The following is a 14,329-nucleotide window of genomic DNA, read 5'->3' as shown; positions in this document are numbered from 1 at the left end:
GGCCGTACTCCGCGTTTATACTAGCACAGATAGCGCTGAGCCGGTCCCGGCTCAATGGGCGCGTCTGAGTTTGCCCTAGTCTTCCTCGGCCTCGGAGTCCATGAAATCTGTCACGAATGCGGCGTCTTCACCGCTGTCTCCGCCTGCCGGAGAGTCGTCCAGATCACGGAATGGAAGCTCGACCTGGCTGGCATCAAAGTCATCGGGGACGACATCCGAGAGCAGCCCGCCGGCTTCCAGCTCAGACCGCCCGGGCAGCAGCTCGAGGCTTTCCAGCCCGAAATGCTCCAGGAAGTCATCGGTCGTGCCGTAGGTGACCGGCCGGCCCGGCGTCTTGCGGCGGCCCTTGATGCGCACCCAGCCCGCTTCCATCAGCTGGTCGATCGTGCCCTTGGAGACCGCTACACCGCGCACAGCCTCGATCTCGGCGCGCGTGACCGGCTGGCCATAGGCGATGATGGCGAGCGTCTCCAGCGCAGCCTGCGACAGCTTCTTCTGCTCATGGCGCTCCTCCACGAAGAGGTAGGACAGGTCCTCGGCGGTCTGGAACCGCCACTTTCCAGCCACCTCGACGAGGTTCACGCCGCGATGGGCATAAGCCGCCTTGAGCGACATCAAAACCTGAGCCGCATCGGCGCCTTGCGGCAGCGTTTCTGCGACCTGCTCGGCCGAAAGCGGCTCGCCCGCGGCAAACAGCACCGCCTCGGCCCGGCGCAATGCCTCGGCGCTTTCGTCAACATCCGCACCGCCCGATTCCGACAGGGCTTCTGCGGAGCGGCGATAGGCAAAGGAGAGCTGGCGTACGGCCTTGCGGATATCATCCGGTTCGTCGTCCACAGTCTGGTCTTTCATCTGGGGTATCGCGTTCATGCGGTCAGCCCTCCCCTGTCTTCCCTGTTGCCGCGCAGATAGAGCGGCGAAAAATGCTGGTCCTGGCGCAGTTCGACATCGCCATCGCGGGCGAGTTCGAGCGCGGCGGAAAATACGCTGGCAGTTACGGAGCGCGGCGGCACATCGCCGGCAATATCCTTCATCCGGGCGCGCAGGTCGTCGAGGCTCGCCCAGTCATCGATGAGTTTCGACAGGCTTTTCAGCGAGTCGCGCGCATGTTCGAGCGGCAGGACGAACTGGTGCTCGACGCGGTGCGGCGCGGCTTCCTCGCGGCGCTGGCGGATCGACCCGAAGGCCTGCATCAGGTGCCAGAGCGTTGTGTCGTATTCGGTCTGCTTGATGACGCGCGGCTTTTCCGGCGCGCCCCGGACAAACACGTCCTGGCCAAGCTGCGCCAGCTCCATCAGCTGGTCACCGGCCTCGCGCATGGCATCGAGGCGCTTGAGGCGGAAGGCGAGCCGGGCAGCCATCTCCTCGCCGTCGATCTCGTCATTGGCGGCCTTTTCGGGCTTTGGCAGCAGGAGGCGCGACTTCAGGAAGGTCAGCCAGGCCGCCATCAGCAGATAATCGGCGGCAAGATCGATCCGTTTCTTGCGGGCATCCTCGATGAAGGTGAGGTACTGCGTCGCCAGTTCCAGCATGGAGACCTTGAGCAGGTCCACCTTCTGCTTGCGGGCAAGGTCCAGCAACAGGTGCAGCGGGCCCTCATAGCCATCGATATCGACGGCGAACATGTCTTCGGCTTCGATATCCTCGCGCTCGATGAGGTCGTTGGAGACGAGTTCGAGGCTCATGCGTGCGTCACTCCGATATCGGGGATGAGCGCCTTGAACTGCTCCCATCCGGCCTCGGCGTCGAAGGCGGATGCGCGCATTGAGGCGGCCTCGGCATTCTTTGCACGCTCAAGGGCCTTGCCTTCGAGAACCGGCGCCGCTTCGGCGACTTCCGTCATCTCAGCGAGGATCGCATCGGCTTCCTTCAGGAAACCCGAGCAATGCAGCAGCACATCGCAGCCCGCTTCGATGGAAGCACTGGCGCGATCTGTCAGGGAGCCCCCCAGGGCCTTCATGCCGAGATCATCCGTCATCAGAAGGCCATCAAACCCGATTCGGCCCCGGATGACTTCCTGAATCATCTTGTGGGAAACTGTTGCGGCCTTGCCAGCATCGAAATGGTCATAGGCAATGTGGGCCGTCATCGCCATTGGCGCGTCCTTCACATGGATGAACGCCGCAAAGTCGGAGGCCAGTTCATTGCTGCCCGCCGTGACGCGGGGCAGCTCCAGGTGGCTGTCAGCCATGGACCGGCCGTGCCCCGGTATATGCTTGATGACACCGGCAACGCCGCCGTCTTCCAGCCCTTTCAGCGCGGCCTTTGCTAGCGCCCCGACCTTGTCCGGATCGGTGCCAAAGGCACGGTCGCCGATCACGTCATGGGCGCCGGGCTGAGGCAGGTCGCAGACGGGCGCACAGTCGGCATGGATGCCCATCGCGGCCAGCTCATGCGCGATCAACCGGTGGCCGAGCCAGACGGCTTCAAGGCCTTTGTCAGGATCGGCATCGTAGAGATCGCCATAGACGATCCCCTTTGGAAACAGCGGCCATTCGGGCGCTTTCAGCCGGGCGACACGCCCGCCTTCCTGGTCGATAAAGATCAGGATTTCACGCCCAACCGCATTCCAGATGTCTTCGACCAGCTGGCTGACCTGCATTTTCGAGATGCAGGAGCGGCCCATGAGAATCACGCCCCAAGGCTTGTGCTCGGCGAACAGGGCCGCCTCGTCGCGTAGCAGGTTCGGCCCTGCCACGCTGAGGATGCAGGCCTTGTTCGTCATGCCGTCTCGCGCACCACGATACAGTCACCCCCGGCGGACTTGTAGGCGTCGCAGAAGTCCGATGCGCCCTCACGTGAGCCGAACGCACCGGCGCGCAGGCGGTAGAAGACCCCCCTTGCTCCCAGATCGGCCCGTTCGATGGACATGCTTGCTCCTGAAAAGATGTCGGGGTGGGACCGGCGCGCACGCTGCCAGGCATCTGTGGCAGCCGCTTCGCTGCGCAGCGCCGATATCTGGACAAGATACTCCCCGCCTGCGGCAAATGCAAAACGCGATGCAGGCGTCGACGGCTGGACTTGCGGCTGAGGCAGCGGTTCCGCACGCGCCGTACGCTCGGGTTCCGGCGTTGCGATCGGAGCCAGCGACTCGCTCTTTACATCCGCAGGCCTGGTATCAGCAGCCGGTTCCTGCACGGGTGGCTGGCTGGACGCGTTGCTAACAGGCTTTTCGGTTTCATCCGAGGAAGGCCGCAGGTCGAGCGGTGGGCCACCCTTGAGATAGCCATCGGTACGGCTTGCGACCTGCTGCGCGGTTGTCGCGGTTTCACGGCTGGAGCCGTCGATCACATCGTACAGCATCCGGTCGAGGTCATCGATCTGCACCCCGCCCCGGTCGTCGGGCACGCGCTTGTAAGGCTGTGCTTCTGCAACAACCATGGGCAGCGCCCCGTCCTGCGGGCGAACGCCCTGCCGGTAAGTATTCCAGACCACGGCGGCGAACACGATCAGAACGCCAATGGCGAGTGTCAGGATGAGCGGACCGCGCGCCGTCTCGTCATCCCGGATTTCGAAACCGCGGTATTCTTCCTCATACGGTCCGAAGTCAGCGTCATGGTTACGATAGGTCATTAAGTCATCTGCCCGTGATGGAGGTGTTTACTGGTTAAAATTAGGGGCTGGTTCGTTAACGATCGTTGAATCCGGCGGGATTCAGTACCGCGCTGCCGTCAGATCATGCTTTCGAGATTGAACACCTTGCGGTGAAGGTCGATCGCGTAATTGTCGGTCATCCCGGCAATATAGTCGCAGACCAGCCGCGCCCGGCGGTCCAGCGGCGCCTGTTCGGCGTCCTGGCGAAGCGGCGGCGGCAGGATGTCCGGCTCCTCGAGGAAAAGGTCGAACAGCTCCTTCAGGACGCGCTTGGCCTGGCTGCGCATGCGGTTGACCTTGTAGTGCTTGTACATGCGCTCATAGAGAAACGCCCTCAGCGCGCGCTGCTGCAGGTCGAAATCCTCGGAAAACGCCACCAGCGGCTCGGGCATGGCGCGCACATCCGCGGCTGAGCCGGGCTGGTATTGCTGCACGCGGCGCTCGGTTTCCTGCACGAGATCGTCGATCCACAGGCCGATCAGCCGGCGCACCGCCTCATAGACCGTGCGCTGCTGATCGAGCACAGGGTATTCCAGCCGCACCGACCGGAAGACATCGCCAACGACCGGCAGGTGCAGCATGTCATCGATGGAGAACAGCCCGGCCGCGATGCCGTCATCAATGTCATGATTGTTGTAGGCGATATCGTCCGCGAGCGCGGCAATCTGGGCTTCCGGGCCGGCGAACTGGTCGAGCTCCAGCTTTTCGAGGTGCGGGAAGTCGCGGAACGCCGCCGGAAGCGCGGGCATGGGCGTATCGGCGGTAACCAGCGGGCCGTTATGCTTGACCAGGCCTTCGAGCATTTCCCAGGTGAGGTTCAGCCCGTCAAAGGTCGGATAGCGCTGTTCCAGCCGGGTCACGACCCGAAGCGTCTGCGCATTGTGATCGAAGCCCTCATAGGCTTCCATGCAGGCGTCGAGCTGGTCTTCCCCGGCATGCCCGAAAGGCGGATGGCCGAGATCGTGCGCCAGCGCCATGGCTTCGGCGAGATCCTCGTCCACGCCCAGGCGCCGCGCGACCGAGCGGGCGATCTGCGAGACTTCCAGCGAATGGGTCAGGCGTGTGCGGTAATGATCGCCTTCATGGGCGACGAAAACCTGCGTCTTCTGCTTCAGGCGGCGAAATCCGGACGAGTGAATGATCCGGTCGCGGTCGCGCTGGAACGGCGTGCGTGTCGCCGATTCATGCTCTTCGTGAAACCGCCCGCGGCTCTCCTGCCAGCGCGTCGTGTACACGGCGGGCTTTTCTGGAAGCGCAGGCTTTCCTATCTTGGTGGACATGAGCGATGTCACCCTTTCTCCTTCGGCTGCCAAGCGCATTAATGCGATTCTGGCAAAGCAGTCCGGCAAGGACTTCCTTAGAGTGTCCGTCGAAGGCGGCGGCTGCTCGGGGTTTTCCTACAAGTTCGATCTCGACGATACGAAGAATGATGACGATATCGTGGTCGAGCGCGACGGCGCCCGCGTGCTGATCGACGAGATGAGCCTGGAATTCATGCGCGGTTCGGAGATCGATTTCTCAACCGAACTGATCGGCGCCGCCTTCAAGATCAACAATCCGAACGCCACGGCCGCCTGCGGCTGCGGCACGAGTTTCTCGCTCTAGATCGGCCAGTCAGCGCTTCGGCGTCTTCCAGTCGGTTTCGGTATCGCGACGGCCGAGGCGCAGAGCGAGGCCGATGGCAACGCCGACGCCGATGGCAACGGTCAGGTCGACAAGAACCGTCAGCACCATCGTCAGAACCAGCAAGGCCCGGTCACTCGGGCGGGCGCGCGCATACTCGCCCCATTTATGCGGCTCGCTCATATTCCAGGCGGTCATCACCAGCAGGGCGGCCAGCGCCGGCATGGCGAGATAGCCAGCCAGCGGCGCCGCAACCAGCATGATCAGCAGGATCACCAGCGCATGGACCAGCCCCGCCACGGGCGTCTTGCCGCCAGCGCGGACATTGGTCGCCGTGCGGGCAATCGCCCCCGTGGCTGGCAGGCCTCCAAAGAGAGAAGATGCGATGTTCGCCGCCCCCTGCGCCGTCAGTTCGGCATTCGGGCGGTGTTGGCCGCCGATCATCCGGTCGGCGACCATGGCCGAGAGCAACGACTCGACCCCCGCCAGGAAGGCAATCGTGATGGCCGACGGAATAAGCTCGACAAACCGCGCCCAGCTGATCTCCGGCAGGTGCGGCATGGGCAAATGGTTCGGAAGCGCGCCGAAGCGCGAATAGAGCGTATCCACCGGCAGGTTCAAAAGAGCGACAGCCGCCGACCCGATCCCGACCGCAACGATCAGGCCCGGATATTTCGGCGCCGCCTTGCGCAGGCCGATAATCAGCACCAGCGTCACCAGCGCAATCGCCAGCGCCTGCAGGTTGGCCGTCTCACGCGCGTCCCAGAGCGCTGGCAGTTTCTCGACGAAATCGGCCGGAACGGAACCCGCCGTCAGACCGAAGAAGTCGCTGATCTGGCTCGTTGCGATGATGATGGCGATACCGATTGTGAAGCCGTTGACGACCGCCTCGGGGATGAAGGCAATCAACCGCCCGGCCCGGAAATAGCCCGCGACCAGCAGGATGAAACCTGCCATGAAGGTCGCCAGCACCAGGCCGTCATAGCCATGATCGGCAATCACCCCGAAGACGACCACGATAAAGGCGCCGGTGGGCCCGCCAATCTGCACACGCGAGCCACCCAGAAGGGAGATCATGAAACCCGCCACGATGGCGGTCACAAGGCCCGCCGCCGGGTCCGCGCCAGAGGCGATCGCGATGGCAAGGCTGAGCGGCATGGCCACCATGGCGACGGTGATCCCGGCCATGAGGTCGGACAGGAACAGCCGGGCCGAATAGTCCCGGATCGTCGTCAGGATTTTGGGCTTGCGCATGGCAACCGGTCTTTATCACCATGCCATGCTTCGCGCACTGCGACTTGACTACTCATGACGGCCCTGGCCAGGCGCCGCAGAGGGCTTGCCCTTCCCTTGCGTCGCTGTCCTAATTCGCTCCAACAGTCAGGGAGTGAGCAAAATGGACGTCAAACAGGCCGTCAATCAACGCATCTCAACGCGCGCCTTTCTGGACAAGCCGATCAGCGAAGCCGAGGTCCGCGACTGGCTCGAGACGGCACAGCGCGCCCCCTCAGGCGGTAATCTTCAGCCCTGGCGGACGATTGTCGTGACGGGCGATGAAAAGCAGGCCGTTATCGATCTTGCGCAGAAGAAACTCGCCGGAAATCCGCGCGGCGAGCCCACAGACCGCCCGATCTATCCGCCGGACCTTTGGGAGCCGCACGAATCACGCCGTCGCAGGGTTGGCGAGATGATGTATGAGAAACTCGGCATCCCGCGTGAGGACAAGGCCGGGCGCATCCAGTGGTTCTCACGCAACTTCCGCTTCTTCGACGCCCCCATCGCTGTATTCTTCGTCATCGACAAGCGCATGGGCCATGGCCAGTGGGCCCATACGGGCATGTACATGCAGACGCTCGCCCTGCTTGCTGAGGAGCGCGGCTGGGGCAGTTGCTTCCAGGAGTGCTGGGGGATCCTGCGCGACACGCTGCACGACCACTTCCAACTCGGCGAGACCGAAATGCTCTATTGCGGCATGGCCGTCGGCTGGCCGGACCCCGACCATCCGGTCAACCAGCTTCGCGCCGAACGCGCCAGCGTCGATGAGATCGCCGAGCTGAAAGGCTTCTAAAGGCCGCGGAGCCGCCACAATCACGCCCCAGGTGCCACTCAGTCTCATCTCCATGAACCGGAGAGAGATGATGGCAGGCCTGACCGCGCTTCCGCTCGCAGCGACCAATACCGGCTGGCAGGTCTTCCCGGAGGCGACCCAGCTCATCTCGGCGGCCCGCCGGCAGGTCGGCGTCACCATTGACTATGATCCAGCCTATGTCCGCCTCGCCTATCCGGGCGGCGACGTCGCGCGTGAGACGGGCGTGTGCATAGACGTCGTCGTGCGCGCCTATCGCGATGCATTCGAGTTCGACTTCCAGAAAGCCATCCACGAGGACATGCGTGCGAACTTCTCGGCCTATCCGCGGACATGGGGCCTATCGCGACCGGACCGCAATATCGACCATCGCCGCGTGCCCAATCTCGAAACCTGGCTGACGCGCCATGCAGAAGAACTGCCGGCGGAAAACTGGCAGCCGGGCGACCTCCTGACCTGCCGCGTCGATGCGAGCCTGCCGCACATCGCCATCATTTCGGACAAGACGACCGCCTGGGGCGAACCGCTGGTGCTCCACAATATCGGGCTCGGCACGCGTGAGGAGCGCCTCATCGGCCGCTTCGACCATGAGCGCCGCTTCCGATACTATCCCGCCTGATTTGCGCCTGATCCACTTTATGCAATCCTCACCGCCGGGCTGGCTGGGAGGGCTCATGAATGCGCGCATCATCCTTCGACTTCATGGGCAATCTGGACACGCTGCTGGCCGTCATCCTCGGCGCGGTGCTGGCGACAGGCGGCGCCCTGCTCGCCGAAATCATCCAGGAACGGCTCTGGCGCAAGCGCAAGGAACGCGATGCGGCACGCTTTTTCGGAGAGGTGCTGACTTCAATCGACGCGCTGGTCGACCTTGCGCTCTCATCCCAGAAAATCGGCAAGCCCTGGGGACGCGTCACGCAGCGCTTTTTTCAGACGGCCCTGCGCGAAGCAGCGATCTATGAGCGCAATCGCGAGCGGTTGTTCGAAATCCGGGACATGCAGCTGCGCTTCGACGTCCATGCCCACTTCCTGCGAGAGACAGTACCGATCACGGCCGTACTCGAGCAGACCGACGCGATCGAAGCCGCAGAACGCCAGCTCGCCGACGAGACGCTGACCGGCGCGGCGCGCGCGGCGCTCGAGGCGGACCTTGCCCAGGAAATCCGGGACCGGGACCTGTCGCTTGAAGCGGTGATCTACCGGCGCGAACGCTCGTCAGAGCTGATCACCCGGCTGCAGACGCTGGCGCGGGTCACATTCGACCAGGGCTATGGCGAACGTGAAGACGCAGAAGACAAAACCGAGGCGAACGCGACATCCCGCGAACGAGCTTGACCCGCGCCGGAATCCAGCCTATCGTTTATCGATGAACGATAAATACGATTACCGGCCCGGCGACGTGGTCTCAGTGCGGTTTGGCGGCGTACTGCGCCATTATGGCGTGGTCACCTGGGACGGCCGTATCGTGTCCAACAATGGGCGTTACGGCGGCGTCGTCACCCAGTCATTGTCAGCGTTCGCACGCGGGCGCGAGATCACCAATCACGGCCCCGGCGAAAGCAGCGGCGACTATCTCGCGGCATCGCGGGCCCATCGCCGCGTCGGTCATGACTATCACCTGACCGGTTCCAACTGCGTCCACTTCGTTCGTCACGCCCATGGCCGCTCGCCCACAATCACGCAGATCGCGCGCGGGACCTTCGAAGCCTTCAAGGACATGATGGGCCCCAAGCGGCGCTGGTAGATATCCCCTTCAGTCTCAACCGGTGGGCGGACTATGGCTTCCAGTTGTTCGGCGGGGTGCCATGCTTGCCGGTGCTTTCCCATTTTGCTTCCTCGGCCCGGTTGCGGACCTGAAGATTGAACAGGACCGCCTTGAAAGGCGGCAGCAGGAAAAGCGCCAGGCCGATCATCATCGACAGAAGCACCACCCAAGCCCCAATCATCAAAGGCAAGGGCAAGGGCAGCATCGGCAGGATGAAGTAGAAGGGTGCAAACAGGATCATCACCAGGAAGCCGACAAAGAAGGCCGGCCCGTCGGCGGTGTCGGCAACGCTGAAATCCTGCCCGCAAACCGCGCATTCATCCTTGAATTTGAGATAGCTGCGAAACAGCTTGCCCTCGCCACAGCGGGCGCAGCGGAGCTTCAGCCCCCGGCGAATCGGATCTTCAAACATGCCGGGCAGATGGGGACGTCCCTTTGCGCATTGAAGTGCGGCGGGTGGGCGCATGGGGCCGGAATATCACCCGGATACCAGAGCATCGCTGGCGACGCGGCTGTCAATTTTCGCGCTTTTCATTAGCAAGCCGTCAAAAGAATAAGGGCCATGCTGGGTGTCGCTCTTTGGAGGCGCCCATGGCAAAGTTCTTTCGCTGGCTTTTCTGGACCTTCGCGCCGTTCATCCTCATCGCAGCTGGCGCCGGGCTTGTCTGGCTAGGCCTGGAACTGGAGGTGAATTTCCTGCTCTGGGCCGGCGGCATAACGGCGCTGACGGGATTCGGCTGGGGCGCCATCCTCGTCCTGGTCCATTCCGAAGGCGGCGGGTTCGATTGACTGGCGCAAGCCTCTTGGCTGCCCTAGCGGCATCGCCCTAGTTTCATCGCCAGACGCAGACTCGGGAGGAAGAGCGCATGGAATTCGACGAGGTCATCAAGGGCCGCCGCAGCATCCGCGGCTATCTGGACAAGCCGGTGCCCAAGGCGCTCATCCGCGAAATCCTCGAAATCGCCATGCGTGCGCCGACGTCGCTCAATACGCAGCCCTGGAACTTCTACGTCGTGACCGGCGAGGTCCTCGACCGCATCCGGGAAGGCAATGTCGAGCGCAACCTCGCCGGCGTGCCGGACTCGCGCGAATTCCGCATGGGACCGGGCTATGAGGGCGTCCATCGCGAACGCCAGATCGAGATCGCCAAGCAGCTCTTCGCCGTCATGGGTATCGAGCGCCATGACAAGGAGGCGCGCATGGACTGGGTGTTGCGCGGCTTTCGTCAGTTCGATGCGCCCGTCTCCATCGTTATCACCTATGACAAGTCGATCCAGGGCAGCGATATCGCACCGTTCGACTGTGGCGGGGTGGTCAACTGCCTGGTCAATACCGCATGGAACCGGGGCCTCGGCTGCGTGATCAACTCGCAGGGCATCATGCAGAGCCCCGTCGTGCGCGAACATGCGAAGATACCGGATGACCAGGTCATCCAGACCTGCGTCGCCATGGGCTGGCCGGATGACAGTTTCCCGGCAAATGCCGTGGTCTCGAAGCGCAAATCGGTCGACGAGGCTGCGACCTTTGTCGGGTTCGACGACTAGGCCTGATCGGAAGGATCGGTCGGAGACTGCGCACCGAGCTTCCAGATGGCAGCAATGAACAGCCCCTTGGCCCGCGGCAGCAGGCCAAGGCACAGCGCCGCCGCGACAACGGCCATGATCAGCGTCGACAGCCAGCTCGGCAGCGCATCGTTCATCAGCGTTATCACCATGAATGGCGCGAGCAGGTGCCCGACAACCAGCAGCGTCAGCCAGGGCGGGCCGTCGTCAGCGCGGATGGCGCCGGTTTCCAGTCCGCAATGCGAACAGGCATCATACTGGCGCAGATAGCCTGACAGGAGGTGGCCCTCGCCGCAGCGCGGACAGCGTAGCGACAGCCCACGCAAAAGCGCCTGGAACAAGGTCGGCTCGGACAGGGTTGTCGTCTCCATCGGCACGCTTGTTGCCCGGCTGGGCAGTCCATCCAATGTGCTACGGCGACGCAGTAGGCCGCCTGACTGCAAAAACCGGCCATCCCGCTGAGGACGGACGGTGCAGGCCAGAAATACGCTCTTTCGTATATTTTATTACAGTTTTGCAAGGTGCCCCCTCAACCGTAGGGCGCATTGATGCAAAAAGCAGCAAATTTTCATCGATCGGATTCAGCAGTCTGAAAGCGGATGGCCGAATATTGACGGGAAAGCAGACTGTCCGAGGGGGGGCAAGATGAATGGGAATGGTTTCAATAAGTTTCTCAACCACGAGATAATCGGGCTCCGATGGCTTGAAATCGAAAGCATGCCGGTTTCGCACGCGCTTCGGTCGGCACGAGCCTGCTCAAGCTTTGAAACCTGTTCCGGCCCCGGCATGACGTCCCCACCCTATGGCGCACCCCGACCCGTCCTGTCTGCACTGGAGTGTGCATGAAAGCTGACATCTCCAAAGACAATTCAGATGACGCTCGCCTGCTCCTGAAAAAGATCGAGCAAGAACGAAATGCCCGCCTCAGTGCCGAGCGCGCGCTGGAGGATAAATCGCGCGAACTTCTCGAGGCCAGCCGCCAGCTCGAAGAAACAAAGTACGAGCTGGACCAGCAGATGGAGACCCTCCGATCCGAGCGCGACCGGGTCCTTACACTCTCGCGTCTCGACCTGCTCACCCGCCTGATCAATCGCGCGACCTTTGTCAGCCACCTGGAAGAGGTCCTCAAAACCAATCCGCATGACGGCTATTATCACTGGCTATTCCTGATCGACCTGCGCGGGTTCAAGAAGATCAACAGCCTGGTTGGCCAGCATGGCGGCGATCTTGTGCTGAAGGAGGTCGGCCGGCGCCTTCAGGAAGCGGCCTTTGCGAGCAATAGTCTCGCAGCGCGGCTGGGCGGCAATGAATTTGCCATATCGACCGTGCTCAGTACCCGCGATGCCGCCAATTTCGCAGACTTCCTGCGTTCGATCCTCGAAGCGTCCATGAACATTCTTGGCCGCCGGGTCATCATGGATGTGAACATCGGCGCCGCGGGCACCAATATAGCAGAGGCAACCGTTGAGTCCCTGCGCGGCGCCGCCGACTTCGCCCTGCTGAAATGCCGCAAGACAGGCAGTAGCCGCGTGTGTCTGTTCGACCCGTCGATGCAGGATGAGATCGTCGAGAAACTCGACCTGGAAGTCCGGTTGCGCCAGGCCATTCGAGACAAGCAGATCGAGCCCTGGTTCCAACCGATTGTCGATTCTTCAAGGCCAGACCGGGTCTCGTTTGAGGTCCTCGCGCGCTGGAGCCGCCCGGACGGCATGATCTCCCCCGGAACATTCATCCCCCTGGCCACGAAGCTCGGCTTTCGCCGCCGGCTCGATGCTGACCTGTTCCTTACAGCGAGCGAACTGGCCCTGCCCTGGATCGAAGAAGGCTGGCTGAAGGATCTGAGTTTCAATGTTCCTCCATCCGACCTCTTCCTGCCCAGCTTTCTCAGCGATCTCGACGCCCTGCTCGAAGAGTCCCCGATACCCAATGACCGCATCGTCATGGAAATTACCGAGGCTGTCTTCATCGAGGATCTAGAAGCGGCCCGTGAAAAGCTCGAAGCGATCAAGGCAAGAGGCGTGCGCATCGCGCTCGACGATTTCGGGACGGGCTATTCGAACCTGCGCTCGATGATCGCCCTGCCCTTCAGCAAGATAAAACTCGACCGTTCGCTGATTGCCGAACTGGAATCGAATGACCGCGTCACAATGCTTGTCAGCGCCGTCACCCAATGGGCGCGCGCGGTGAATATCGGGCTTGTGGCTGAAGGCGTTGAGAACGAGGCGCAGTTCACCGTGCTGAAGGCATTGGGCTGCAGCAATTTGCAGGGCTACTATTTCGGCCACGCCCTGCCTGCCCAGGAAGTTTGGGCCCGCTATGGACGGCAAGGCGACAAGGAAGCGCTCAGGGCCTGAATCCGCCGCCTGCAGCCCGTCCACCGGCACCCGATAACCGCCGCTCTGGCCCCTGCCTTTACGTCAGGGCTCGAACAATCATTCTAACTTTGTCAGAGTGACACCAAAGAAAAGATCCCAAGGGAGGACGGCTTACGCGCGCCATGCGCTGGCCTGACAAAATGGACGGGAACATTCCACAGGCCTCGATGGAGGCCGAAACGACAGCTCCAAGCCGTTTCGGCAGGGCCGGCGCCCTGCTCCGGGTCAAGCATGCCCGGCTGGCGGGCGGCCTGCTTGCTGCTCTCGTCCTGATCGGTTTCGCGGTTCAGTTCCTGATCGACCGCGCGGCCTACGTCTCGACCGCCGATGCACGGATCGCCTCTGACATGATTGCCGTTTCGGCTGATGTTTCCGGACGCATCACCAATGTCGCCGTCGGCGAGGGCGATCGCGTGTCGGCTGGCGATGTCCTGTTTACGATCGATGATCGCGAAGCGGTCTATGCGCTGGCCGAACTTGAGGCAGAAGCCGAACGGCTTCGCGCAGAGATCGCCAGAGAGGAAATGCGTGTCTTGCTGGCTTCGTCCAAGGCCGGCAGCGAAGTTGCCGCGCGAACCGCTGGTACGCAGTCGGCCGCTGCAGCCCTGGTCGCGGCCCGCTCCGACTATGAAACCGCCCAGCGCGACTTCGACCGCACGCAGGACCTGTTCGACAAGGGCCGCGTCTCACAGGCCGCGCTCGACCAGGCCCGCAATGTCCTGGACACGGCGGAACAAGCGGTTCACCGGGCCGAGGCTGAACGGGAAAGAGCCGCCGCCGAACAACGCACAGCGAGTATATCCGGTGAGGAAGTCCGCCTTATCGACTACGAACTGGCCGTCCTGAAAGCGGCTCTCCAGAAGGCGGAGGCGCGCCTCGACGCCCAGAAGGTCGTCGTCGACCAGCATACGATCCGCAGCCCCATCGATGGAGTTGTCGATGAAGTCTTCTTCGATGCGGGCGAACATTCACTGCATGGATTCCGCATGGCCCTGCTGCATGACCCTGACACCGTATGGGTTTCGGCCAACATCAAGGAAACCAATATCCGGCACGTGCGCCCGGGTGCCGACGTCATCATCAAGGCCGATGCCTATCCCGGTGTCGAACTGAAAGGCCATGTGTCGAGCATTCACGATGCGACGATTGGCGAGGCCGCACTGATGCCCAACCCCAATGCGAGCGGCGTTTTCACCAAGATCACGCAGCGCATAGCCGTCCGGATCGATGTCGAGCCGGCTAACGTCCAGCTGCGTCCGGGGACGATGGTGCGGGTGCGTATCCGCAAGGCATCGGGCAACAGCGCGCGGGGCTGACGGCGATG

The 14,329-nt window shown here is 62.6% G+C and carries 17 protein-coding genes; 9 read left to right on the top strand and 8 right to left on the bottom strand.

Features of this window, described 5'->3' with window-relative positions; translation table 11 throughout:
- Window positions 1–75: 75 nt before the first annotated feature.
- The 5 genes from scpB to D1223_RS11115 form a co-directional block, all read right to left on the bottom strand.
- Window positions 76–870, bottom strand: a complete 795-nt coding sequence (gene scpB, locus D1223_RS11135; protein WP_119376507.1) for an SMC-Scp complex subunit ScpB — start codon at window positions 868–870, stop codon at window positions 76–78.
- Entirely contained in the window at window positions 867–1,685 is an 819-nt protein-coding gene (locus tag D1223_RS11130) for a segregation and condensation protein A (RefSeq protein ID WP_119376506.1), read from the bottom strand. The genes scpB and D1223_RS11130 overlap by 4 nt, the downstream gene beginning before the upstream one ends.
- The gene (gene nagZ / locus D1223_RS11125; RefSeq protein ID WP_119376505.1) at window positions 1,682–2,725 is read right to left on the bottom strand and encodes a beta-N-acetylhexosaminidase; all 1,044 of its coding nucleotides are present in this window, start codon (window positions 2,723–2,725) and stop codon (window positions 1,682–1,684) included. The genes D1223_RS11130 and nagZ overlap by 4 nt, the downstream gene beginning before the upstream one ends.
- The gene (locus D1223_RS11120; protein ID WP_119376504.1) at window positions 2,722–3,573 is read right to left on the bottom strand and encodes an SPOR domain-containing protein; all 852 of its coding nucleotides are present in this window, start codon (window positions 3,571–3,573) and stop codon (window positions 2,722–2,724) included. Before D1223_RS11120 ends, nagZ begins: the two co-directional genes overlap by 4 nt.
- Before the next feature lie 98 nt (window positions 3,574–3,671).
- On the bottom strand, window positions 3,672–4,874 hold the full coding sequence (locus tag D1223_RS11115) for a deoxyguanosinetriphosphate triphosphohydrolase (protein WP_119376503.1): 1,203 nt from the start codon (window positions 4,872–4,874) through the stop codon (window positions 3,672–3,674).
- Here D1223_RS11115 and erpA point away from each other — a divergent pair.
- On the top strand, window positions 4,873–5,199 hold the full coding sequence (gene erpA, locus D1223_RS11110; protein WP_119376502.1) for an iron-sulfur cluster insertion protein ErpA: 327 nt from the start codon (window positions 4,873–4,875) through the stop codon (window positions 5,197–5,199). The genes D1223_RS11115 and erpA overlap by 2 nt on opposite strands.
- A gap of 9 nt (window positions 5,200–5,208) precedes the next feature.
- Here the strand turns inward: erpA and D1223_RS11105 are convergent, their stop codons facing one another.
- Complete coding sequence (locus tag D1223_RS11105; protein ID WP_119376501.1) at window positions 5,209–6,471, bottom strand: SulP family inorganic anion transporter; 1,263 nt, start codon at window positions 6,469–6,471, stop codon at window positions 5,209–5,211.
- A 142-nt stretch (window positions 6,472–6,613) separates the two neighbouring features.
- On the opposite strand from D1223_RS11105, the gene D1223_RS11100 reads away from it, so the two are divergent.
- The 4 genes from D1223_RS11100 to D1223_RS11085 all read left to right on the top strand — a co-directional run bounded on the left by D1223_RS11100 (window position 6,614) and on the right by D1223_RS11085 (window position 9,047).
- Window positions 6,614–7,285 (top strand): nitroreductase, encoded by a 672-nt coding sequence (locus tag D1223_RS11100; protein WP_119376500.1) that lies wholly within the window; start codon window positions 6,614–6,616, stop codon window positions 7,283–7,285.
- A 70-nt stretch (window positions 7,286–7,355) separates the two neighbouring features.
- Window positions 7,356–7,922: a DUF1287 domain-containing protein gene (locus tag D1223_RS11095; protein WP_233353131.1), complete on the top strand. Its 567-nt coding sequence runs from the start codon at window positions 7,356–7,358 to the stop codon at window positions 7,920–7,922.
- A 59-nt stretch (window positions 7,923–7,981) separates the two neighbouring features.
- On the top strand, window positions 7,982–8,638 hold the full coding sequence (locus D1223_RS11090; RefSeq protein WP_119376498.1) for a hypothetical protein: 657 nt from the start codon (window positions 7,982–7,984) through the stop codon (window positions 8,636–8,638).
- Window positions 8,639–8,669: 31 nt separating this feature from the next.
- Window positions 8,670–9,047 carry a hypothetical protein gene (locus tag D1223_RS11085; RefSeq protein ID WP_119376497.1) on the top strand — a complete coding sequence of 126 codons (378 nt, stop codon included), beginning with the start codon at window positions 8,670–8,672 and terminating at the stop codon, window positions 9,045–9,047.
- Window positions 9,048–9,078: 31 nt separating this feature from the next.
- On the opposite strand, the gene D1223_RS11080 is transcribed toward D1223_RS11085, so the two are convergent.
- Window positions 9,079–9,480 carry a DUF983 domain-containing protein gene (locus D1223_RS11080; RefSeq protein ID WP_119376496.1) on the bottom strand — a complete coding sequence of 134 codons (402 nt, stop codon included), beginning with the start codon at window positions 9,478–9,480 and terminating at the stop codon, window positions 9,079–9,081.
- 179 nt (window positions 9,481–9,659) lie between these two features.
- On the opposite strand from D1223_RS11080, the gene D1223_RS11075 reads away from it, so the two are divergent.
- Both D1223_RS11075 and D1223_RS11070 read left to right on the top strand, forming a co-directional pair.
- The gene (locus D1223_RS11075) at window positions 9,660–9,857 is read left to right on the top strand and encodes a hypothetical protein (protein ID WP_119376495.1); all 198 of its coding nucleotides are present in this window, start codon (window positions 9,660–9,662) and stop codon (window positions 9,855–9,857) included.
- A 77-nt stretch (window positions 9,858–9,934) separates the two neighbouring features.
- Complete coding sequence (locus D1223_RS11070; protein ID WP_119376494.1) at window positions 9,935–10,612, top strand: nitroreductase; 678 nt, start codon at window positions 9,935–9,937, stop codon at window positions 10,610–10,612.
- Here the strand turns inward: D1223_RS11070 and D1223_RS11065 are convergent.
- Window positions 10,609–11,001, bottom strand: a complete 393-nt coding sequence (locus D1223_RS11065) for a DUF983 domain-containing protein (RefSeq protein ID WP_119376493.1) — start codon at window positions 10,999–11,001, stop codon at window positions 10,609–10,611. The two genes, D1223_RS11070 and D1223_RS11065, sit on opposite strands and share 4 nt — an antisense overlap.
- 471 nt (window positions 11,002–11,472) lie before the next feature.
- Between D1223_RS11065 and D1223_RS11060 the strand changes: the two genes are divergently transcribed.
- Entirely contained in the window at window positions 11,473–12,984 is a 1,512-nt protein-coding gene (locus D1223_RS11060) for a putative bifunctional diguanylate cyclase/phosphodiesterase (RefSeq protein ID WP_119376492.1), read from the top strand.
- 143 nt (window positions 12,985–13,127) lie between these two features.
- Complete coding sequence (locus D1223_RS11055) at window positions 13,128–14,321, top strand: HlyD family secretion protein (RefSeq protein WP_233353130.1); 1,194 nt, start codon at window positions 13,128–13,130, stop codon at window positions 14,319–14,321.
- The last annotated feature ends 8 nt before the right edge of the window (window positions 14,322–14,329 follow it).

Source organism: Henriciella mobilis (assembly GCF_003576285.1).
GTDB lineage: Bacteria > Pseudomonadota > Alphaproteobacteria > Caulobacterales > Hyphomonadaceae > Henriciella > Henriciella mobilis.
This window is presented reverse-complemented; position numbering and strand designations above follow the sequence as displayed.